Raw genomic sequence first — 22,375 nt, forward strand, 5'->3', positions numbered from 1 at the left:
ATATGCACAAGAATCTACAATATCCAGGACAGTCATGTTCAATATCTCATTCTATTTTTAATGTGATTGGTTCCTTATCAAATCAAATTCGAGATGTTTTACCTGTCCTATAAATATACTAGCATCAAACTTTAATTTTTGTATCTTCTTCTTCGTTTCTTTGAACTATAAATCTATTTCTCTTTTTTAGCATCAAAACAATATTTTCTTTCAACTGCAATGCTTCTTGAATAATCCAAGTTATATATAGATCATCACTGTAGTTTTCTGAATCATATGACAAAACAAATTTTTTATGTTTAGTTTCGTTTTCTATTGTTTTAGTTGGAATAGTCCAAATTCCATTTGTACCCTTTTTTAATTTTTCAAAATTTTCATTGAAAAAATGGTACAATTCAACACTCTCTTGTATATATACTTCTAAGCATTTAGTTGAACTATTTCGGATTGCTAAATGCATTTCATTATCTTCCCATCTCAAATCATAATACGACCTATTAATCATATTAGACTTTTTAAAATTATTTGAAAAGATTTTATTTGAATATGCAATTGATATAAATCTATTCCAAAAATTGCTATACTTATTATTTTTAATCAAATCGTGTAAATATAAATATTTTGCTCCTTGAGGATTAGGTGATAACACAAAGGAAGAATCTAGTTTACTTAATAGTTTGATTAAATAAAATCGATATACTGTATTCTTCTTAGAAAATTTAAATGTATTCTTTCTTTCTTGAATATATTTATACACATTATCATTTCCGATATATTTATCCGGTATGACTTCTATGACGTCTTCTACTTGATAAACAGCATTAATTACACCGCCAGTTTCTCTAAAAGCAATATATTTAGGTGCTTTTTGAGGATAACCTTGTGTTAAAGGATGAGCATGAACATTGTATTTTTCTATTAATTCCAGGGTCCCATTAATAGGAACTGTTAAAACTTCATCATTTTCTTCTCTTGTATTTTGATAATAATTAAATGTATTTGTAGTTTCTAGAATATACTTTGCCCATGAAGTTAGAGAATTATCAGTACTAAGCATTTTCCGTGGCCCTTGAATATTGCCTGCCATTCCTCTTCTTTGTATATCAAAAACTGATAAGTTATCAAAATTGAATTGTTTAATCAATTTAAATCGAACATAATCTTTTCTTGTTATCTCATCATAATTATCAGGATTTCTCCAGTATTTCTTATCATTAATTAAACTGTTCTTATCAACATAGGTTTCTATCACTTCACAAAGATACTCAATTGTCTGTATAGGTCTACTTACGTAAATATAAACATAATCCCCCACAGAATAATTTGCATTTTTTCGCCAATCAATAAATTCTAAATCATTAAATGCAGATTCAATATCATAAATATTAGGATTAGCCGGTATAAGCCATAACATTGTTTCACACCCTTTACATGAAATTCTTATAGCTCCACCATATCACAAATACATAAACATTTCATGAATTTATAAAATATTTGGATTAATCAATTTAGCTAGAATCACAATTCTCTTATTGTTACCTCTTGTATCACAAGTAACCAAAGTCATTAATCGATCATCTTTATTTACTGAAACACCAGTTTTATACAATCCCCTATTAATAGAATCTGATATAAAGGCATTAAATGAATTTGTTGAATCCCATTCAGTTTGTGTAAATTCTAAAGAATCATTCAAGTTATTTAAATCAACATTCATTACTCCAAATATTTGATATGTTCTAGTTTCATCTTCAGTAATAAATTTAAATGTATCATGCTTTTTATAATAGTTCTTATCTGTATAACTCATTAAAGGAGTAAAAATAATGTTATCCCATTTACTAGAATGACCATAAATTACAACATTTTTTGAATCTATATTTCCATCTGCCGATACAAATGGTATCCCAGCATTGGCATATTCTTTGTTGATATTTTTACGAACATAATAATCATTATTTGGAGCTTGTACAATCGGCTCATAAATAATTCGATCATCAAATTCTAAAATACCCACAACATCTTTATTTGTTTGTTTCAACAAAGATAAAGAAAGCTCCTTTTCAGAAGCTTCCTCATTCTCTTTTTTTGATTCTTTTTTAGTCGTTTTTGTTTCTACATAATAATCCGAATAATCATAAGATTTCTTTGCAGTAACCTGATTGTAGATAACTCCACCAATCAATCCCACTACAACTAGCGCAGCCGCTATTTTTATTCTTTTATATTTCATACTATTTATACCCCTGTATTTGGAACAACGATACGTGCGTTTTCAAAATAATAAATAATTGTATCGGTTTCCTCATCTGCCTCTACTTTATAAGCTTTAGACTTATCAGCTAACTGATAAGAAGTAGGTGCTTTAATTTCTTTGAATTCATATTCATGTCCATAAATAGTATCCGCTAATACTGCTTTTCCATCTTTTACAATATGCTTTGTTGCCTTGTCATCTCCAACTTTTCTAGAATAATATGTTCCATCATCAATATCTAAAACAATCTGTTTGTTTTCATCTGTTTTTACTGTCTTGATAATTTTAGAGAAATCTTCTTTTTTAGAGATTTCATACTCTTCATCTTTTTCTTCTCCAGTAATCATCAATTGACCACTTGCTAAAGTAGTAACATAAGCATCTGCTGTCTTATCATATACTTCAAAAATCGCTCCATTCAAGAAATGATCATGATGATCCTTATCCACTTTATTGACATCCAATTCTAAACGGCGCTTTTCATTATAAAGATCCATTGAAACTGTTACAGTAGGCTTAGTGGTATCTTTATCATAATTGAAAGTAAAGTCATGCTTTTCTTCATCCAATTTGAAGCCTACATTTGTTTCCAATTCTTTAACATAGTATTCGCCTGTTGGAAGATCCAATTGTTCAATGTTCTTACCATCTTCATCAATTGTTAATGTTCCAACCAATCCATCTGCAGGAATAATTACTTTATCATTTAAAGTAATATCATTTTTAGAATATACACCAAAGACAACATCTTTATATGCATCTTTATCTTCATCTTCAAATGTTTTAGTAATCTGCAAATCTAATTTTTGTCTTTCATTTACATAAGACTGTTTGATTTCAACTACATCAATCATCTGACCAGCATATTCAATATCAAAATCATATGTGTTTCCATCTAACACAAAACCAGTTTGTGTTGCTGTTTCTTTAATAGAATATTTACCTAATTGAAGTAAAGCTGAAGTTGTTACACCATCCCCTGTTGTAAATGTATCAACTACATCTCCTTTGTGAAACCACACAGTTCCTTCTGGAGTTACAATATCTTCACGTGCTGTAATTTCATACGTAACACCTGATAAATATTTTTCTTTGTATTCTGGAGTATACAAAGTTCCATAATCTGTTTCAGATTCTTTTGCTCCTGACAACATCTCACCTGTCTTTTCCACATAGACCTGGCCTTTTTGTGTTTTATTGTCAAAATTCATAAAGATTTCTGTACTAGAACCATCCACATTGATTGGAATCTCTGTATCTTTTAATACATAGCCATGTGGTGCTTTGATCTCCACTAATTTATATTCACCATACTTTAATGAAGAAGGTAAATGTACAGAACCATCTTCATCCGTTTTAAATACATCTGTAGTTTCTTTTTTAGGATACGTTACTTCCTGTGTTACATAATTACCATCTGCATCTTTAATTTTAAATTCGACTCCGGCTGCCGGAATACGTTTTCCAGTTTCACTGTCCGTTTTATAGATTGTTAATTCGGCTTTGATTGTATCATTATAGATGTTATAGAAATATGTCTTTTCATTTTGATCAATCTTTACTTCAAAAGGATCCAAAGTATCATAACCTTTTGTTTCGTGTTCTTTAACAATATAAGTTCCATATGGAAGATAATCACTAATAGCTCGACCATCTTCATCCGTAGTCAATGTTGATACGACTTTACCTGTCGATTTTAAAATAATATCAAATTTAAATCCTTCACCAGGCTTTTGAACATTACTTTGGAATAATCCATACTTCTCCTTATCAATTGTTTTCGCAATCTCAATGCGACCCTTAATAACCTGATCTTTAACTGTTGTATAGAATGTACTAGGTGTGTTATCACCTGAATATTTAAGTTCTACTTTATTACAAGAACTGTTAGTTAAATATCCTTCAGGAGAAGTAACCTCACATACATTCAAAGTTGTTCCCACTGGATATTTTTTTGATTTTGCCTTTGATCCATTTGTTGTGATGGTTTCAAGTACATTTCCACTTGTATCTTTAATCGCAAATGTAGCTCCATTGAAAGTAGCATCTCCTTGAGTCTTAGTACCTGTTTGAGAATCCTGTTTTTCAACTTCAATATCTGCATACATCAAATCAAAATTTAATTTGAAGTTTGGAGAAGGATCTCGCCTTGAGGCTAAATAAATAACTCTTTGATATCCACCTGATCCATAGATAACATTTACATCTCGTGCTGTAAAATTACGTGAAAAAGTAATACTCTTATCATAATTTTCAGATGTGATAGCTACTGTAAGATTGTTTCCATTTACAGAAGCACGAATTCCATTTGAGCTTGTGATTGAATAGTTTGCTAAAGTACCCTTCGTATCCGTTAATGTCACCGGTGTATTTAATCCCATCTTGATTGTTTGGTTATTGAATGAAGGTCTACCTTGAGGCTGAGTACGTAAATTGTTGATGACTGCAACCTCATTTGAAATATCATACACTGTAGTTCCATCTGTATAGTAAGGCTGATACCAAGTTCCAGTCACTGCCTGCCAAATCATAACCTGAGTTGCGACATAGTATTTTTCTGTTTGATGACCAGAATAGCTGTATCCATAATAATTGATTTCCCAGATATTCTGACGCGTTTGTTCAGATAATTCATCCCATTTTGCAGTATCCTGATGATAATCCAAGCCTTCTGTAAAAAGCTGCATAGGCTCAATACAGAATACTGTCTTATCCCCAACATACAATTGCTGTACATAATCAAATCCATACTGATTGGCAATATGGATCATTGCATAAATACTGCCTGTTCCTGTTGTATCCGTTAATGAGATTCCATCAGACTGAGGCATCAAATCAGGAAATACATCTTCTGCATTTCCAAGTTCTACAATCGTATCTAAATCATTTTCATCTGTAGTCGTTTCTTCAGCATGTACCGGTAAAGTATTCATCAACGAATTGAGAATAACTAATGCTGTTAGAAAGAATTTACTACCTTTCTTCAATATGTTTTTCATATTCTTTTTCCTTTCCTTTAGGTTGTTGCAACAAAAAAGACGAGATTTCTCTCGCCAAAGTATTTATTCAATTGTCATTTATCACATCCTTACTGAATCAAACTTCCATTGCTCCAAAGGTTCAGTCCGTAATAGGCAATACCATGATCATTTCGATACACAGGCTGCACCGAATAATTTGTTATTTCAGCATTTCCAATATACATCACATCATTCATATAGTACTCACCTGCCGACTCTGCTTCAGACATAGAACCATACGTTGCATAATAGAAGTTACTATCTAGGATCACATCACAGGAAACATTTTGATTAACTCCTCCTTGACATGCATAACTTGGTTGCACTGTTTCTGGTGCAGGTGCTGGTTCAACAACAGTTTCCTCTTTTGAGGTGGTTTGTTGTACTGAATCATTCGTAGTAGAAGAATTGTTATTACCAGAATCATTTACTTTTGTATCAGATTTCACATTACTCTTTGAGGCATCATTACTTTGAGTATCTTGTTTTTTTGTGTCAGAAGAAACGCTCTCTTTTTTTGAATCACTTTTATTGGCTGTGTTTTCTTCCTTAACCTGAATTTCATTTGTTTTTGATTCCTCTTTGTCAACATCTTCATGTTTACTAACTTTTGATTTTTTCTTTTCAACACTCGTTGTTTCCTTAGAAGACTTTTCCACAGTAGGAGCAGAAACATCTTGATTTGATCTAAATGCTACTCCTGCTCCAATCATCATCACAGTACTAATCACTGAAATAATTAACTTCTTCATTTGGTTTACCTCCGTTTATACTTCTTAATAACATCTCTTTATTTAAAAATACCCAATATAAATTCTATTTACCAACATACAAATATTAATTCTATCTATATAACAAACATTTTTTCTTTTTCGGTAGGTAATAAGATTCTTTCGGTAGGTAGGAGGGGTTTTAGGGGAGGTAAAAGTCACACCTCACCACGCAAAGACAAACTGCCCCTCCAACAGTTTGGAACAATCACAAGTACGAACAAGGCAATTTCTACATCCAATTATCGCTCTTGTTCTCGTGATCTTTTCTTCGCCCAGTTTTCCAGCAAGTGGATCATCAAATCCTTCTTCTTGCCTGGTGTGTAGTCCTTGGGAAAATATTTATCAATTTCCTTCATTTGAAAAGATAGTTTCTCTCTTTGGTTTGGTTTTTCCTCAGAAAGCGTATCTTCTATAAAGTCTGCAGTTAACTCACCATCATGACTTAATCGCTTGAATTCCTGACATTGAGCTAACGATGGAGTCCTTTGATTTTCAATGATTGCATTTACCAAATCAAATTGTTCTGACTCTGTTAAATATGACAATTCAACAGCTGGGTTAAATGCAATTTTAATCTCATTTTCATTTCGTCCATCCACCATTTCCTGCAATGGTTCAATAAGATAGGTTAACCGAATAAATCGCCTAATCTGATTCCTATCAAGGCCTAGTTGTTCTCCTAACAGTTCAACCGAATATTTATTCTTAGACTTCTGCTCAACTTGAGTAGAAGTAGATTTTGAATATTCAACATGAACATCATCAACATTAATATCTACTTTTTTACCTTGATGTTTCATAGCTTCTAAGCGCATCTTATAGGCATAACCTCTTTCACTAGGATAAATGTTTTCACGCTGAATATTTGAATCTACCATCAGAATCGTTGCCTGATCATCGTCCAATTCTCGTATGATAACATTCATTTCGGTTCTTCCTAGCTGTGACATAGCGAATTTCCGCCTGTGACCAGAAATCATTTCATAAGTTCCATCTGGTTTTGGTCGTACAAGTGCAGGCATCAACATATCGTTTTCTTTTATAGAATCAATAAGCTTCGCCATATCTTCATCCATAGTTACATGGAATGGATGTCCTTCAAAATCTTTAATTTTATTAATTGGGATTGCCATTACCTTTTCGGTATTGGCCTCCTGTCTTTCTTCTTCTGTAGAAAATAAGGAGTCATAGCTAGGCAATCCTAAGTCTAATTTTGGCAAGCATGCCACCTCCTTTTAAAATAGAGTGAGTTGTATATTCTTTTTTAATACATGATGATTCCATTCTTCAATCGCTTGATCTGATGTTGGCTCAGTTTTCGTTCTTTTAAAGCATAACGTACAAATAACATACTGGCCATAATAGCCATTGATTTTTTTACTGTTCCAATCAATTACTAAATGAGCAGTTGAATGACAAAATGGACATCGTTTGATTCTAGGCATCTAGCAATCTAAAAGATTCTACAACCACATTCGTAGAATAATTCTTTTTACCATTTTTCTCATATGAGTTTGTTCGGATATTTCCCTCAATATGATAAGCTGTATCCTTTTCACCTTTTCTACAGATGGCATTCGCAATTTCTCCAAATGCGATGCAGTTAATATAATCCGAATACGAATTAATCCCATCTCTTGTACAGATTAAACAAAACTTCACAAAAGAATTTCCCTTATCATTCTTAGATACTTCAATATCTCTTGAGAGTTTTCCATTCAATAAAACATAATTGTTTGTCATTTTGTTTTTCTCCTATCTATTTAATTCTTCTTTGTGCTTTACTTTTTGATTGTTGATCAATTCTTTTGTAAGCTTTTCATAAGCTAAAGCTACTTTGGAATCTTTGGCATACGCATAGATACTCTTACCGGAAATACTTGCTTCACTCGCTTTCGTTGCTTTTGGAATGATTGTATCAAACACACGAATATTCTTTCCGAAACTTTCTCGAATCGTTTCGATTGTACTCTTTGTTAGATTTGTATTTAAATCCGCAAGCGTCATCACAATACCGGTGATTTTTAGATTACTATTAATCTTACGTTGAACTTTTCCTACCGTCTGTAATAACTTAGTCATTCCTTTTGCAGGAAGATACTGCGTCTGTACTGGTATCAGTACTTCATCAGCAGCAGATAAAGCATTAACGGTCAACATTCCTAAAGATGGTGGACAATCAATAAAGATGTAGTCATATTGATTTCTCAATGGCTCAATACAATTACTTAAAGTCTGTTCTCTGTTGATTACACTCACTAGACGCATTTCAAAATCAGCTAATTCAATATTTGCCGGAATTAAATCCACATGTTCTTCATGATGTAAGATTAACGATTCATAATTAATATCATTGTCATTGATATAATCATCAAGCATAGATGAAACAGAGTGTTCCAATGAATCATTGTTTTTCCATCCAAGACAGCTTGTAAGATCGCCCTGAGGATCAAAATCCACAATCAATACATTGCATCCATTACGAGCTAAACCAATTGCCACATTCTCTGTAGTTGTAGTTTTGCCTACACCACCTTTTTGATTTGTGACTGCGATTACTTTACATTTTGGCATAATAAAAACTCCTTTCTCATATGCCAGATTTACCTGGCTATGTAAAAGGAGTTTGCTCATATTGTCTTGTTTTATGCTTCTAATACTCTTATGTTTGACCACTCATCAAGTGTTCTTAAAAGATGAATATTAGCTGATAACCTATTTTTATTAGCTGGAAGTAGTCAAAATGTTCGAATCACGCCAATTTCTATTAGCTGGAAAATCAGTAAAATTCATCCAATTTCTGATAAGAAAAAAGCGATAAAATCAACAGATTCTATCGCAATTTTCATATGGTCATAAAGTGCTAAAAAGCCTTTATTTATGAGCTATATGGTGTCCCTGATAAGATTTGAACTTACGACCTTTCGCTTAGGAGGCGAATGCTCTATCCAACTGAGCTACAGAGACAATTCTCGATTCAATTTTTACTTTTTTTGGCCACTCACTCCTAACTCTTAGGAGGCGATTGCATTCTCCAGCTGTGCTACGAGGACATTTCTTATTTAATTTTATCACTTTTTGGCCACTCACTCATAACTCTTAGGAAACCGCCGCTCTATCCACTGAGCTACGGAGGCATATTTTCTATTCAATTTTTACATTTTTTGCCCATTCACTTTTAACTTTTAGGAGGCGAATGCTCTACCCAACTGAGCTACTGGGACATATTATGATTTTAACACAATTCTGTAAAATCAACGATTGTTTTTACATGGTTTTTTTCAAACACCTTCTGATTATTTGAATTTACTAAACCAATACACTCAATATTTAATGATCGAGCTGTATTAATCGCATACATCGAATCCTCAAATACAATCGCACTTTCTGCAGTTGTATTTAAATCCTTCAATACATACTCATAAATGTCCACTTCTCTTTTTGACATCTTTAATTCATCTGCTGAATATACATTCTCCATATATTTCAACATACCAAGTCGATCTAATACTTTTTCGGATAATACTCTTGTGTTTGATGTTAATACAACCATTTTTTTCTTTTCTGAAGCACACTTCTTTATATAGTCCAAAGCACCCTTCTTTGCCTCAATATGATACGCATATTGATTTAAAATATCTTCATGTACTTCATTGAACATCCAAGCCTCATCTTGTTTAGTATGAAATCTTTCTTTGATGTATGTTAAAACCTCTGAAAATTTCATCGTAAAAAAGATTTGACGAGCCTCTTCCATACTCATATCCAAATCCATCTTTTTAAATAAATGAATGACGGCATCTTCCCATACGTGCATCGATTCAATTAATGTATCATCTAAATCAAAAAGTATTGTTTCCATGTTTCACCTAAATGGCGCGCCTGACAGGGCTCGAACCTGCAACCGCCAGAATCGGAATCTGATACTCTATCCAGTTGAGCTACAGGCGCATTACTTGATAATTATAGCCTAAATTAGTTTCATAATCCATTAAAATGTGGTATAAAAGTGAATGTATATTTTAGGAGGAGAATATTTTTCATGGCAAAACGAATTATTCAAGTTGAAGAAAAAGTACCTGCAAATCTGCTGGTACCATTAAGTATTCAACACATGTTCGCAATGTTTGGAGCCAGTGTATTAGTACCATTCTTATTCGGTATTAACCCAGCTATCGTACTATTCATGAATGGTATTGGAACATTGTTGTTTATTTTTATCACAAAAGGAAAAGCACCAGCCTATTTAGGAAGTAGCTTCGCCTTCATTGCTCCCGCAAATATCATTATCGCAAAATTTGGATATCCATACGCATGTGGTGGATTTGTTGCGGTTGGTTTTTGCGGATGTTTATTGGCAATGATTATCAAGAAATTTGGAACAAAATGGATTGATATCGTACTACCATCTGCCGCAATGGGACCCGTTGTTGCATTAATTGGTCTAGAATTATCTTCGTCGGCTGCAAATACAGCTGGAATTCTAGGAGATAACATTGACCCTAAAAACGTGATTGTTTTTGCGGTTACACTTGGTATGGCCGTAATTGGAAGTGTATGCTTCAAAAAATTCTTAAGCGTCATTCCAATCTTAATTGCCGTAGTTACAGGATATTTAACTGCTGTTGCCGTAGGCATTGTAGACTTTACTCCAGTATTAGAAGCAAGCTTTATCTCAATTCCAAACTTCCAAGCACCAAAATTCAGTATAGATGCCATTCTAATGATGCTTCCCGTATTATTAGTTATCGCATCGGAACACATTGGTCACCAAATCGTTACAGGAGAAGTTGTAGGAAGAAACTTAATCGAAGATCCAGGACTACACCGCTCTTTATTTGCAGATAACTTCTCAACAATGATTTCAGGTTTAATTGGATCTGTTCCAACTACAACTTACGGAGAAAACATTGGAGTTATGGCGATTACTGGCGTATACAGCGTACAAGTTATTGCTGGAGCTGCCATCCTATCCATCATCTGTTCATTCATTGGTCCATTATCTGCATTGATTCAAACAATTCCAAATCCAGTTATCGGTGGAATCAGTTTCTTACTATACGGTATGATTGGTACAAGTGGATTAAGAATTCTAGTCGATCAAAAAGTTGATTATGGAAAAAGCGTAAACATGATTTTAACATCCGTTGTGTTCGTTGTTGGACTTAGCGGAGTAACAATTCACTTAGGAAATATTTCTTTATCAGGAATGGTACTTGCTTGTATCACAGGAATGATCATGTCCTTACTATTCTATATCTTTGAAAAATTCCATTTATTAAATGAAGAAGAATAAACTAAAAATTGTCATCATTCACGATGACAATTTTTTTAGTGCTTTGCATCATAATAAATCGATGCTTTTACTTTTTCTGTATGTTCTTTACCACAAAGCTTTTCTAGAATCGCAAACGCAAACTCAATACTTGCTGCCGCACTTACACCCGTAATGATGTTTCCGTCTGTAACGGCATAAGCATATTGATATTCTCCACCAAAATCTTCATCCATATCTTTAAAACAAGTATATTTCTTACCTTTTAAGATACCCTCATGACCTAAGATTGTTGGAGAAGCACAAATAGCTGCCAATACTTTATTTTCAGCAAACTCATGAGCTAATTTTAATACTTCTTCATTCTTTTCTAGCTTTTGATAATGTGGACCACCAGGTAAAACTAAACAATCCACATCGCTAAAGTCATATGTGTTCATTGGAAACACACTCGAATAGGTTACGCCAAAACGACCTGTAACCTGTTCCTCATTGTTGACACCAATCATATCCACATCAAGTCCACCACGTCTAAGTAGGGCAATTGGACCCATAGCTTCTAATTCTTCAAATCCATTTTCTAACAAAACTGCAACTTTCACGTTCATCACCTCTTAAAATAAGTATACAACAGAGTATAATAATTGTGAAAGGTTGTGATTATATGAAAGAAACAAAAACAGAAGCCATCTCATCGGCAATTCTATGCATTTTATCTGGCTTAGTCTTATGCATATTTAACGTCTCCATATTAACAACAATTACGCGAGTTATTGGATGTATCTTTTTAGTCATTGCGATTCTATTTCTATATACATATTTCAAGAAAAGAAATAGTACAACACTAACAACTCTTGTATTAGGCATATTCCTATTGTCTGTAGGCCTATATATGAGTTTTGATCCAAGAAAATTCATTAGTATTGTACCTATACTTGTAGGAATTCTATTGATTATTAATTCCCTATCCCATTTTCAAAAAGTATTACTCTTAAAAGACAATGGCTTTGAACAATGGAAAGTCAATCTTGCCGGAGCTATCTTTATCTTAGTTGTCGGAATTGTATTACTTATGAAACCCGTTCAATCCTTAAACTTTATTTTCTCTTTAACCGGATCCTTCCTTGTACTAAATGGAATTCTTATCTTTTTGAATCAATATTTCATCCAAAAAACGAATTTATAAATCGAAGCACACCCTGCTCATTATTTGTATAGTCGCTAATATATTTAGCGGCTTTTTTTGCCTGTGCACTCCCATTTTTCATCGCAACACCATATCCACAAGATGCAAGTAATTCCACATCATTTCCATTATCCCCAAATGCCATTACACTAGAGATTGATACACCCTTCTTCCTACATATATATCGAATGGCTGCAAGCTTACCCACATCATAAAATCGATATTGTGGATGGTGTCTTAAAACTGATGTTTTAAAGTTTGGGATTGTAATCCCCGCAAAACAAACTTTGTCATACAATGCTTCATTTAATACAATATCCCTTTCAAATTTCGCTTTTTGTAATGATTTTATATAATGTGAATCCAGAGGAATAATTGAAAATATTTTCTTAATAATATTCATAACAGAAACACCAAACATCGTATATCCACCATTTTGCCAAACATAACAAATTAAATGATGCTTCTTAGCTTCTTTTACTATACCTTTTACTTCATCCTTGGATAAACGAGTAAAACTCTTCATCTCTCCATCTGAAAAGTCATGTATTTCTAAACCATTTGAACTTGCCACAAAACCATTGTATTCTCGTAATTTCAATATTTTAATAACTTCACCCAACTCTTCATAAAATCTTCCAGTCACAATCCCAACTACAATACCCTTTTGTTCAAGTTCAATTATTTTATGAACTGTATCTTTATCAATATGTTTATGCTTATCATACAAAGTTCCATCTAAATCAAAAACGACAATTTTAACCATTTTTTACCTCTTTGCTAGAAAACCTACTAAATATATATTATTATAATAAAAAGAAAAGGGGAATAAAAATGAAAATATCTACAAAAGGTCGCTATGCCCTTCGCCTACTTATAGATTTAGCTCAACATAATGATTCAGGCTTTATAACACTAAAGGATATTGCCGCCAGACAAAACATCTCAAAAAAATATTTAGAACAAATCGTTCCAATTCTTACAAAAAGTGGAATGGTCCAATCCAACCGTGGTTTTCAAGGGGGATATAAGCTCGCAAAAAATCCAGACCAAATCCTTGTATATGACGTATTAGTCGCAACTGAAGGAAATTTATCCTGTGTTGCCTGCCTAGATTCGGATGTAAATACATGTCCAAGAAAAGAAGATTGTACTACACTTTATATTTATGAAGGATTAAATCAAGTGATTGAAACCTATTTAAAAGGAATTTCACTACAAGACATTTTAAATCGTGAACAAAGCTTTGATTATATAATCTAAGCTTTTCTTTTACTTTTTTTAAAGATAATATTACAATAATGGATAGGAAATGAGGTTAATTTATTATGAAAACTGAAACAAAATGTTTACATGCTGGCTATGAGCCAAAAAATGGTGAGCCAAGAGAAGTTCCAATTTATCAAAGTACTACTTTTAAATATGATTCAAGTCTTCAAATGGGAAGATTATTCGATTTAGAAGACAGTGGATATTTCTATTCACGCCTTCAAAACCCAACAAACGATATTGTCGCAAGTAAGATTGCTGCTTTAGAAGGTGGTATTGCTGCTATGTTGACATCAAGTGGACAAGCTGCAAACTTCTTTGCGGTATTCAATATTTGTGAAGCAGGAGATCACTTAATTGCTTCTAGTGCCATCTATGGTGGAACATACAACCTATTTGGTGTGACAATGAAGAAAATGGGTATCGATTGTACATTTGTAGATCCTGAAATCAGTGCAGAAGATCTTCAAAAAGAATTCAAGCCAAACACAAAATGTGTCTTTGGAGAAACAATCACAAATCCAACAGTACGTATTTTCGATATTGAAAAATTTGCGAAAGTCGCACACGCAAATGGAGTTCCATTAATTATTGACAACACATTCGCTACACCAATTATGTGTCAACCAATCCAATGGGGAGCTGATATTGTTACTCATTCTACCACAAAATACATGGATGGACATGCATCTTGTGTAGGTGGGGCCATTGTAGATAGCGGTAATTTCAACTGGTTAGAACACGCCGATAAATACCCAGGACTAACTACACCAGATGAATCCTACCATGGTATTGTATATGCTGAAAAATTCGGTAAGCTAGCTTATATCACAAAAGCTACAAGTCAATTGATGCGTGATTTAGGATCAATCCAAGCACCTCAAAATGCATATTATCTAAACTTAGGACTAGAATCATTAGCTGTTCGTATGAAGGCACATTGTGCAAATGCACTAGCCGTAGCTAAATACTTAGAAGCCAATGAAGATGTTGCATGGGTAAAATATGCAGATCTTGAAAGTGACCCTCATCATGAATTAGCTAAAAAATATTGTCCGAATGGAACTTGTGGTGTATTGTCATTTGGATTGAAAGCCGATCGTGATCAAACTGAAAAATTCATGGATAGCCTAAAATTAGCTTCTATTGTAACCCATGTTGCCGACGCAAAAACTTGTCTGTTACACCCAGCAAGTCACACGCACCGTCAAATGAGTGAAGAGCAATTAAAAGAAGCTGGTGTGGCTCCAGATTTAATTCGTTTCTCTGTCGGTCTTGAAGATGCACAAGACATCATCGACGATTTACAACAAGCACTAGATGCCATGAAAGCATAGTCTTTTACAGAATGGAAAATTTCCATTCTGTTTTTTTTCGCGTATAATAAAGTGTATACAAAAAAGGAGTTGTTTATTTATGCCAATCAACATACCTGATGCATTGCCCGCAAAAGACATATTAGAAAGTGAAAAAATCTTTGCGATTGAAGATAAAAGTGCACATAGACAAAGAATTCGACCATTAAAGATTGTGATTCTCAATCTAATGCCCAAAAAAATAGAAACAGAAACACAAATCTTACGATTAATTTCTAAAAGTGCACTACAAGTTGATATTGATTTTATGATGGTAAAAAACCATGTTTCTAAAAATACAAGTCAGGATCATTTAGTTAAATTCTATACATATTTTGAAAAATTAAAAAATAATTATTACGATGGAATGATCATTACAGGAGCTCCTGTTGAACATCTAGAATATGAAGATGTGGATTATTGGAGTGAACTTGAAGAAATCATGGAATGGTCTAAAACTCATGTATATTCCACACTACATATTTGTTGGGGAGCCCAAGCTGGACTGTATTATCATTATGGAATTCAAAAACATATCTTGCCAGAAAAAGTATTTGGCATCTTTCCAGAACAATTAGTCGATGAATATGACTTTTTAACGAATGGCTTCGATGAAATCCACTACACGCCGCATTCAAGACATACGGCAATTGATGAAGAAGCCGTCAAAAAAGTGAAATGCTTATCTATTCTATCTAAAAATGATGAAATTGGTTCAAACATCATTGTCACAAAGGACTATCGTCAAATATTTATTTTAGGTCATTTTGAATATGGAAAAGAAACATTAAAAGATGAGTATTTTAGGGATTTAAAAGCCAATAAACCCATCCATATTCCATTTAACTATTTTCCCGATGATGATCCAGAAAAAGAACCTATTTTAAAATGGAGAAGCCATGCCAATCTTCTATATCGAAACTGGCTAAACTATGTATATCAATTAACACCATTTGAAATTGAAGAAATTGGAAAAATAAAAGAACCCATTGGTACGGGTTCTAGAGAAGATCATGGCTATGCCAAGACTTTTACGAAGTAATTTTTACTTCGTATTTTTTATTATTCCGCAAACATTGGAGTAGATAAATAACGCTCACCTGTATCTGGTAATAATACGATGATTGTTTTCCCTTTGTTTTCGGGACGTTTTGCGATTTGAATAGCGGCATATGTAGCAGCACCACTTGAAATACCTACTAACATACCTTCATTATGTGCAATCAAACGACCTGTTTCATAAGCTTGTTCATTTGTGACTGTAAAGACTTCATCATATACACTTGTATCCAAAGTATTCGGTACAAAGCCAGCACCAATACCTTGAATACCATGAGGACCTGCATGACCTTCAGACAATACTGGACTTGTTGCAGGTTCAACCGCAACCACTTTCACATTTGGATTTTGATCCTTCAAATATTTACCTGTACCACTTACAGTACCACCTGTTCCAACACCGGCAACAAAAATATCAACTTTTCCTTCTGTATCTTTCCAAATTTCTGGACCTGTTGATTCATAATGGGCCTGAGGGTTTGATGGATTTTCAAATTGACTTGGAATAAAACTGTTTGGTGTGGCAGCTGCCAATTCCTGAGCTTTTGCGATAGCCCCCTTCATACCAGCCTTTCCATCTGTTAAAACAACTTTGGCACCATACGCCTTCAATAAGTTACGACGCTCCACACTCATTGTTTCAGGCATTGTCATAATAGCCTTATATCCCTTAGCCGCTGCAACAGACGCAATCCCAATACCTGTATTTCCACTTGTAGGTTCAATCAATGTAGCTCCTGGCTTGATCAATCCTTTTTTCTCAGCATCCTCAATCATTTTCTTTGCGATACGATCCTTTACACTACCTGCTGGATTAAAAAATTCTACTTTCGCAAAAACACTAGCGTCTAAACCTTCTTTTTCTTCAATATGTGTTAATTCTACTAATGGTGTATTTCCAATTAAATCTGAAATTGCTTTATATACTGTCATTTTCTTTTCCTCCTATTAAACAAATTCAATATTATTCATTTAAAGAGTTACAACATCGCTCCATAATCAGTACCTCCACTTACTATTCCTAGTAACTTTATAGGTATTATAGGAGTTTAACACCCTATTGTCAATAAAAAAAGTGATAGAAATTCATCTATCACAATTTATTCTGAATAAAATAAGAAACACCATCATCTTCATTTGATTTTGTTAAATACTTTGCGACTTTTTTTAAACTCTCCTGTGCATTTTCTACAGCAACACCATCTGCAACTTCAAACATAGAAATATCATTATAGTTATCCCCAAAAGCTAATACAGAACTTGGCTCCATATCAAGATATTTTAAAAGCTTTAACAAGGTTTTGCCCTTCGTCGAATCCTTATTTGTTAAAGTATAAATAATACCTTCCGATTGCATACATAATGTTTTGTCACAAACAGAATTTAATTGATTTTTTATCTTTTCCATATTTGGATGAATCATCACAACCTTAAATATTGATTCACTAACAATATCTTCTATGTTCGCATTTTCAACTATTTTGCACTTACCAATCAAACGATTCTTAAACATATCCAGCCCTTCTTGATATCCAACTGAATAAATGATTTGATTTGTATAAGCCAGGAACGCAACTTTGTGTGCGACTAATATTTTTAAACAAGTCTTTAATTCACTAGAATCAATTGGACATTCATAAATACATGTATCCCCCAAAAACATGTTTGCTCCATTATTCGTAATATAAGGTAAAGAAATATTTAATTCTTTTATATAATCCTGAATAATATGTACATTTCGACCCGATACAAAAGTAAGTGGAACATTCTTTTCAATCAGAACACTTTTAATATTTCGATCTAAACTTTTATCATCATGCAAAAGCGTACCATCTAAATCAGCAACAATCAATTTAATATTTTTTAAAGACATTCCTTTACCTTTTCAACAATATGATCCGCATTCAAACCATATTTAGCTAGTAGTTCATTCGGTGTTCCACTCTCTCCAAAAGTATCCTGCATGCCCATCATTTCCATACGCACTGGACTCTTCTTAGAAGTTACTTCACTCACTGCACTACCTAATCCTCCATATACATTATGTTCTTCACAAGTAATGATCAATTCATGAGATTTTGCGATTTTTTCAATCAACTCTTCATCGATTGGTTTGATACAAGGCATATCTACAACTGTAACTGAGATATCTTCTTTAGCTAAAATATCTGCAGCTTTTAATGCCTCTTGCACCATCATTCCTGTCGCAATCAATGCGATTTTCTGACCTTCTCTTAAAACTTTTCCTTTACCCAATTCAAACTTATAATTTTCATCATATACATCTTCCACTGCACCACGACCCAGTCTTACATAACAAGGTCCATCTATGTCGGCCACTGCCTTTACAATAGCCTTTGCCTGATATTGATCACATGGTACAAAAACTTTCATATTTGGAATACTTCTCATTAGTGCAATATCTTCAATACATTGATGACTCGCCCCATCTTCTCCAACTGTAATTCCAGCATGCGTTGCACATACTTTTACATTCAAATTAGGATAACAAATACTATTACGAATCTGTTCAAAAGCTCTTCCTGCCGCAAACATCGCAAAACTTGATGCGTACACTACTTTATTAGATGCAGCCATACCAGCAGCGACAGCCATCATATTTCCTTCGGCAATTCCCATGTTGAAATGATGTTCCGGTCTTGCCTTTTTGGCATCGATTGTCTTTGTCGATTTTGTAAGATCCGCATCTAAAACTAATACGTCATCTCTTTCTATAACTAATTCTGCCAAAGCCTTTCCATAGGCATTACGTGTTGCTTCTTTTGCCATTATTCAAGACCTCCTAATTCCTTCATTGCCGTTTCATATTGTTCATCATTTGGAGCCGTACCATGCCATGCATAGTTATTTTCCATGAAGGATACACCCTTACCTTTGATTGTATGGGCAATAATCATTGTTGGTTTATCCTTAACTTGTTTAGCTTGTTCAAACGCATTTCTTAATTCATAAAAATCATGTCCATTCACATTCAATACGTTCCATCCAAAAGATTCAAATTTACTTGCGAATGGCTCTGGCGAAATTACATCGTCAATATTTCCATCAATTTGTAAATGATTGTAGTCTAAGACGGCACATAAATTATCCAATTTATAGTGAGCTGCTGCCATGCAAGCTTCCCATACTTGACCTTCTTCACATTCACCATCACCCAATAAACAATAGATTCGATGATTATTCTTATCTACTAATTTATTCACAATAGCCATGCCCACAGCACAAGAAATACCTTGTCCTAAAGAGCCTGTAGACATATCAACACCAGCTACTTCATTCATATTTGGATGTCCTTGTAAATTTGAATTGATCTTTCTAAATGTCGTTAAATCATCCTCTAACAATCCCTTTTCTTTTAACGTTCCATATAATAATGGACTAGCATGTCCTTTACTTAATACAAAACGATCACGATCAATTGAATCAACATTGTCTTTATTGATATCCATCTGTTCAAAATAGATTTCTGTTAAAATATCTGCACCACTCAAGGATCCTCCTGGATGTCCCGAATTGGCACTATGTACTTCGGTTAATATATTTTTACGAATACGATTCGCATGAAGTTCTAATTCTTTTATTTCCATCTTACCCAAATCCCTTATCTAACTTATCTCTTAAGAACACACCTGCATTCTTTACAACATCTTGCCAGTCTTCATTGTTCACATACCAAAATTCTCCGACAAACATACGCACGCCTAGTCGTTTCAATGTTTTGATATTTTTCACAAACTCTGTATGCCCTGTTCCAAATGGAATTTCACGATATTTACCTGGAACAGTTTCTTTTAAATGACTCGCAAAAATATGTCCTTTTCCACACATCAAATCTTCATCCACGTCTACACCATATAATAAGGATGCATTTTTTAAGTTTCCAATATCTGGATATACACCTAGATATGGGCTGCTTACTAGATTTACATAGCGCATTGCCTTTTCTACTGTATCCATAAATGGTGTTTCCATTGTTTCAAAGCCTAATACAATTCCTTTTTTAGCAGCCATTTCCACACATTTCTTTAGATTTGTTTCAAAATCATGATTCGTGTATAGATCCCCGTCTTCATAATAGACGTCATATCCAGCTAACTGAATAATGCGAACTCCTAAATCTGCCGCAAAATCAATTGCTTTCTTCATGATTTCCAATGACTTCTTTTGAATCTCTTTATCATGTGATCCAAGTGGATATTTACGATGTCCACTTAAACACATTGAAGAAATAGGAACACCCGTTTTTTGAATGGCCTTCTTGATTTCATTCGTTGGCTGATCCAATCTTGCAAGCTTTGCATCACTTTCATCAATACTGATTTCCAAATAATCAAATCCACTCTTCTTGGCAATTGTTAATTTTTCTACCCAAGTAAGTGTACTTGGCATACTCTTTTCATATAGACCTAGTCTATACTCTTTATTTAGATTGTCCATAATAAGCTCCCGGTCCATGCTTACGATTAAAGTGTTTATCTAATAGAACCTGCTGCATGGAATCAATTTCATTGTTGTTTAATAAAGATGCGATCGCATTCATCTTTGCGCATTCTTCTAAAACAACCGCATTATGAACCGCATTAAATCCATCTGTTCCCCATGTGAAAGGTCCATGTGAATGTACCAATACGCCAGGAACTCTGTCTGGATCTATATTGCGTGTCTTAAATTCTTCTACGATAACTTTTCCTGTTTCCAATTCATAATCTCCATGAATTTCTTCTTCCGTCATCAAACGAGTACATGGAACTGCTCCATGGAAATAGTCAGCCTGTGTTGTTCCTAATGGAATGATATCTTTTCCTGCCTGTGCAAAACTTGTTGCCCAAGTAGAATGTGTATGAACTACACCTCCGATATTTGGAAAATTACGATAGAATTCCAAATGCGTATCTAAATCTGAGCTTGGACGTAGATTTCCTTCCACAATATTTCCATCTAGATTCACAAGGACAATATCATCGCGAGTCATTACATCATATTCAACACCACTTGGTTTAATAGCTACAATTCCTTTTTCTCGATCGATTTCAGATACATTTCCCCATGTGAATGTGATCAAACCATATTTTGGCAATAATAAATTAGCATCTAGTACACGTTGTTTCAATTCTTCTAACATATCTTAGTCCTCCGTTACAAAGTAGATTGCTGCTTGGGCTGCGGTATGATTAGCACTAACAATAATATCTCTATTATCTTCATGTACAACACATAGATTGGCTGGTCCTACACCTTTATCAACCATTGTGACTTTATATTCTCCATCTTCATATGTAACGACAAATAATTCGCAGTCTTTTCTTCTGACACCACACACAAATGCATTTTGTCCTGCAAGTTTAGTTCCAACTAAGGCATGTGCAAAATCAATTTCATTATCATATTGCCATACTTTCTTATATTCGCTTCCATCTTTCTTATAGATTTGAATTGTATTTCCATGGAATTCTTCAATTGTCATGATTTCATCCTGACCATCTCCATCAATATCAATTGTGGCAATCTCACCAATATGTCCAGATAGAATTGGTTCTACTTTCCATTGTCCACCACGTTTTTCTGGTGCACTTACACGTAAGATTCCTTGGTCACTTCCAAAGTATCCAACATCTTTACCATTTTCTTTTGTTTGCCAGAAACCATGGTTACGATATAATCCATCACATAATACTTCTAATTCAACTCCTGTACTTGGATCTTCTGGTAATTCAGCTACATAAATTCTTCCTGGAACACTCCAGTCATTCTTTTCTTTTTTAGAAGTAGCTACTGTAGCTAGGATCAAATAATTGATTCCATTCTGATTAAAAATTCCAAAACGATGAACATAAGGTACGGATACTACATCTTTGAATTGCCATGTTCCGTTGTCATATTTTCCCCATACGATTTTTGCCAAAGATGGCGTAACCTTCAAATAGAATTCTTGAACACAAAGGAATTCTTTTTCTTTTCCTGGAATCGGAACGATTGACATACATCCACCTGGATGTGTCCATACATTTTCTTTTGTCTCATAGTCTTTTCCATAGTACATATTACATGCGACATCTGGATCTTCACTAGCCAATAAAATATGGTTTTGACCATCAAAACAAATATTACTTGCGCAATAGCAACGGTACATATCATCTAATTTTTTTTTAACAATTTTCAT

23 protein-coding genes and 2 tRNA genes are annotated in these 22,375 nt (G+C 33.8%); 5 read left to right on the plus strand and 20 right to left on the minus strand.

Annotated features, from left to right (window positions below):
* Window positions 1-124: 124 nt before the first annotated feature.
* The 11 genes from FYJ55_RS03170 to FYJ55_RS03220 form a co-directional block, all read right to left on the minus strand.
* A complete protein-coding gene (locus FYJ55_RS03170) occupies window positions 125-1,414 on the minus strand; it encodes an EVE domain-containing protein (protein WP_154555602.1) in 1,290 nt (429 codons plus the stop codon).
* A 69-nt stretch (window positions 1,415-1,483) separates the two neighbouring features.
* Window positions 1,484-2,233, minus strand: coding sequence for a class B sortase (locus tag FYJ55_RS03175; RefSeq protein ID WP_154555603.1), 750 nt, complete (start codon window positions 2,231-2,233; stop codon window positions 1,484-1,486).
* A gap of 5 nt (window positions 2,234-2,238) precedes the next feature.
* Entirely contained in the window at window positions 2,239-5,256 is a 3,018-nt protein-coding gene (locus FYJ55_RS03180; protein ID WP_154555604.1) for a SpaA isopeptide-forming pilin-related protein, read from the minus strand.
* Between the two features lie 89 nt (window positions 5,257-5,345).
* Window positions 5,346-6,029, minus strand: coding sequence for a hypothetical protein (locus FYJ55_RS03185; protein WP_154555605.1), 684 nt, complete (start codon window positions 6,027-6,029; stop codon window positions 5,346-5,348).
* Window positions 6,030-6,289: 260 nt separating this feature from the next.
* The gene (locus FYJ55_RS03190; protein ID WP_326831834.1) at window positions 6,290-7,279 is read right to left on the minus strand and encodes a ParB/RepB/Spo0J family partition protein; all 990 of its coding nucleotides are present in this window, start codon (window positions 7,277-7,279) and stop codon (window positions 6,290-6,292) included.
* Window positions 7,280-7,285: 6 nt separating this feature from the next.
* On the minus strand, window positions 7,286-7,495 hold the full coding sequence (locus FYJ55_RS03195; protein WP_154555607.1) for a Lar family restriction alleviation protein: 210 nt from the start codon (window positions 7,493-7,495) through the stop codon (window positions 7,286-7,288).
* Entirely contained in the window at window positions 7,488-7,793 is a 306-nt protein-coding gene (locus FYJ55_RS03200) for a single-stranded DNA-binding protein (RefSeq protein ID WP_118325444.1), read from the minus strand. Before FYJ55_RS03200 ends, FYJ55_RS03195 begins: the two co-directional genes overlap by 8 nt.
* Before the next feature lie 12 nt (window positions 7,794-7,805).
* Window positions 7,806-8,624: a ParA family protein gene (locus FYJ55_RS03205; protein ID WP_154555608.1), complete on the minus strand. Its 819-nt coding sequence runs from the start codon at window positions 8,622-8,624 to the stop codon at window positions 7,806-7,808.
* Window positions 8,625-8,940: 316 nt separating this feature from the next.
* Window positions 8,941-9,017 (minus strand) — tRNA-Arg (locus FYJ55_RS03210).
* 268 nt (window positions 9,018-9,285) lie between these two features.
* The gene (locus tag FYJ55_RS03215) at window positions 9,286-9,912 is read right to left on the minus strand and encodes an HAD family hydrolase (protein ID WP_154555609.1); all 627 of its coding nucleotides are present in this window, start codon (window positions 9,910-9,912) and stop codon (window positions 9,286-9,288) included.
* A 12-nt stretch (window positions 9,913-9,924) separates the two neighbouring features.
* A tRNA-Arg gene (locus FYJ55_RS03220) sits at window positions 9,925-10,001 on the minus strand.
* Between the two features lie 91 nt (window positions 10,002-10,092).
* Between FYJ55_RS03220 and uraA the strand changes: the two genes are divergently transcribed.
* Window positions 10,093-11,346: a uracil permease gene (gene uraA / locus FYJ55_RS03225; RefSeq protein WP_154555610.1), complete on the plus strand. Its 1,254-nt coding sequence runs from the start codon at window positions 10,093-10,095 to the stop codon at window positions 11,344-11,346.
* A 35-nt stretch (window positions 11,347-11,381) separates the two neighbouring features.
* Here uraA and FYJ55_RS03230 read toward each other — a convergent pair whose 3' ends face one another.
* Entirely contained in the window at window positions 11,382-11,933 is a 552-nt protein-coding gene (locus FYJ55_RS03230) for a DJ-1/PfpI family protein (RefSeq protein ID WP_154555611.1), read from the minus strand.
* Between the two features lie 56 nt (window positions 11,934-11,989).
* Between FYJ55_RS03230 and FYJ55_RS03235 the strand changes: the two genes are divergently transcribed.
* Window positions 11,990-12,511 carry an HdeD family acid-resistance protein gene (locus FYJ55_RS03235; RefSeq protein ID WP_154555612.1) on the plus strand — a complete coding sequence of 174 codons (522 nt, stop codon included), beginning with the start codon at window positions 11,990-11,992 and terminating at the stop codon, window positions 12,509-12,511.
* Here FYJ55_RS03235 and FYJ55_RS03240 read toward each other — a convergent pair.
* The gene (locus FYJ55_RS03240) at window positions 12,489-13,277 is read right to left on the minus strand and encodes an HAD family hydrolase (RefSeq protein ID WP_154555613.1); all 789 of its coding nucleotides are present in this window, start codon (window positions 13,275-13,277) and stop codon (window positions 12,489-12,491) included. The two genes, FYJ55_RS03235 and FYJ55_RS03240, sit on opposite strands and share 23 nt — an antisense overlap.
* Before the next feature lie 68 nt (window positions 13,278-13,345).
* Between FYJ55_RS03240 and FYJ55_RS03245 the strand changes: the two genes are divergently transcribed.
* The 3 genes from FYJ55_RS03245 to FYJ55_RS03255 all read left to right on the plus strand — a co-directional run bounded on the left by FYJ55_RS03245 (window position 13,346) and on the right by FYJ55_RS03255 (window position 16,177).
* On the plus strand, window positions 13,346-13,774 hold the full coding sequence (locus tag FYJ55_RS03245) for an RrF2 family transcriptional regulator (RefSeq protein ID WP_118114638.1): 429 nt from the start codon (window positions 13,346-13,348) through the stop codon (window positions 13,772-13,774).
* Between the two features lie 65 nt (window positions 13,775-13,839).
* The gene (locus FYJ55_RS03250; RefSeq protein WP_154555614.1) at window positions 13,840-15,117 is read left to right on the plus strand and encodes an O-acetylhomoserine aminocarboxypropyltransferase/cysteine synthase family protein; all 1,278 of its coding nucleotides are present in this window, start codon (window positions 13,840-13,842) and stop codon (window positions 15,115-15,117) included.
* A 79-nt stretch (window positions 15,118-15,196) separates the two neighbouring features.
* The gene (locus FYJ55_RS03255) at window positions 15,197-16,177 is read left to right on the plus strand and encodes a homoserine O-succinyltransferase (protein ID WP_154555615.1); all 981 of its coding nucleotides are present in this window, start codon (window positions 15,197-15,199) and stop codon (window positions 16,175-16,177) included.
* A 20-nt stretch (window positions 16,178-16,197) separates the two neighbouring features.
* Here the strand turns inward: FYJ55_RS03255 and cysK are convergent, their stop codons facing one another.
* The 7 genes from cysK to FYJ55_RS03290 all read right to left on the minus strand — a co-directional run bounded on the left by cysK (window position 16,198) and on the right by FYJ55_RS03290 (window position 22,375).
* On the minus strand, window positions 16,198-17,127 hold the full coding sequence (gene cysK, locus FYJ55_RS03260; protein ID WP_154555616.1) for a cysteine synthase A: 930 nt from the start codon (window positions 17,125-17,127) through the stop codon (window positions 16,198-16,200).
* Between the two features lie 160 nt (window positions 17,128-17,287).
* Window positions 17,288-18,067, minus strand: a complete 780-nt coding sequence (locus FYJ55_RS03265) for an HAD family hydrolase (protein ID WP_154555617.1) — start codon at window positions 18,065-18,067, stop codon at window positions 17,288-17,290.
* Window positions 18,058-18,984 carry a transketolase family protein gene (locus FYJ55_RS03270; RefSeq protein WP_154555618.1) on the minus strand — a complete coding sequence of 309 codons (927 nt, stop codon included), beginning with the start codon at window positions 18,982-18,984 and terminating at the stop codon, window positions 18,058-18,060. Before FYJ55_RS03270 ends, FYJ55_RS03265 begins: the two co-directional genes overlap by 10 nt.
* Window positions 18,984-19,802: a transketolase gene (locus FYJ55_RS03275; protein WP_154555619.1), complete on the minus strand. Its 819-nt coding sequence runs from the start codon at window positions 19,800-19,802 to the stop codon at window positions 18,984-18,986. The genes FYJ55_RS03270 and FYJ55_RS03275 overlap by 1 nt, the downstream gene beginning before the upstream one ends.
* A 1-nt stretch (window position 19,803) precedes the next feature.
* A complete protein-coding gene (locus FYJ55_RS03280) occupies window positions 19,804-20,652 on the minus strand; it encodes an L-ribulose-5-phosphate 3-epimerase (protein ID WP_154555620.1) in 849 nt (282 codons plus the stop codon).
* Window positions 20,636-21,337, minus strand: coding sequence for an L-ribulose-5-phosphate 4-epimerase (locus tag FYJ55_RS03285; RefSeq protein WP_154555621.1), 702 nt, complete (start codon window positions 21,335-21,337; stop codon window positions 20,636-20,638). Before FYJ55_RS03285 ends, FYJ55_RS03280 begins: the two co-directional genes overlap by 17 nt.
* Window positions 21,338-21,340: 3 nt before the next feature.
* On the minus strand, window positions 21,341-22,375 hold the full coding sequence (locus tag FYJ55_RS03290; protein ID WP_154555622.1) for a hypothetical protein: 1,035 nt from the start codon (window positions 22,373-22,375) through the stop codon (window positions 21,341-21,343).

The sequence above is a fragment of the Holdemanella porci genome (assembly GCF_009696075.1).
GTDB classification, from domain to species: Bacteria; Bacillota_I; Bacilli_A; order Erysipelotrichales; family Erysipelotrichaceae; genus Holdemanella; species Holdemanella porci.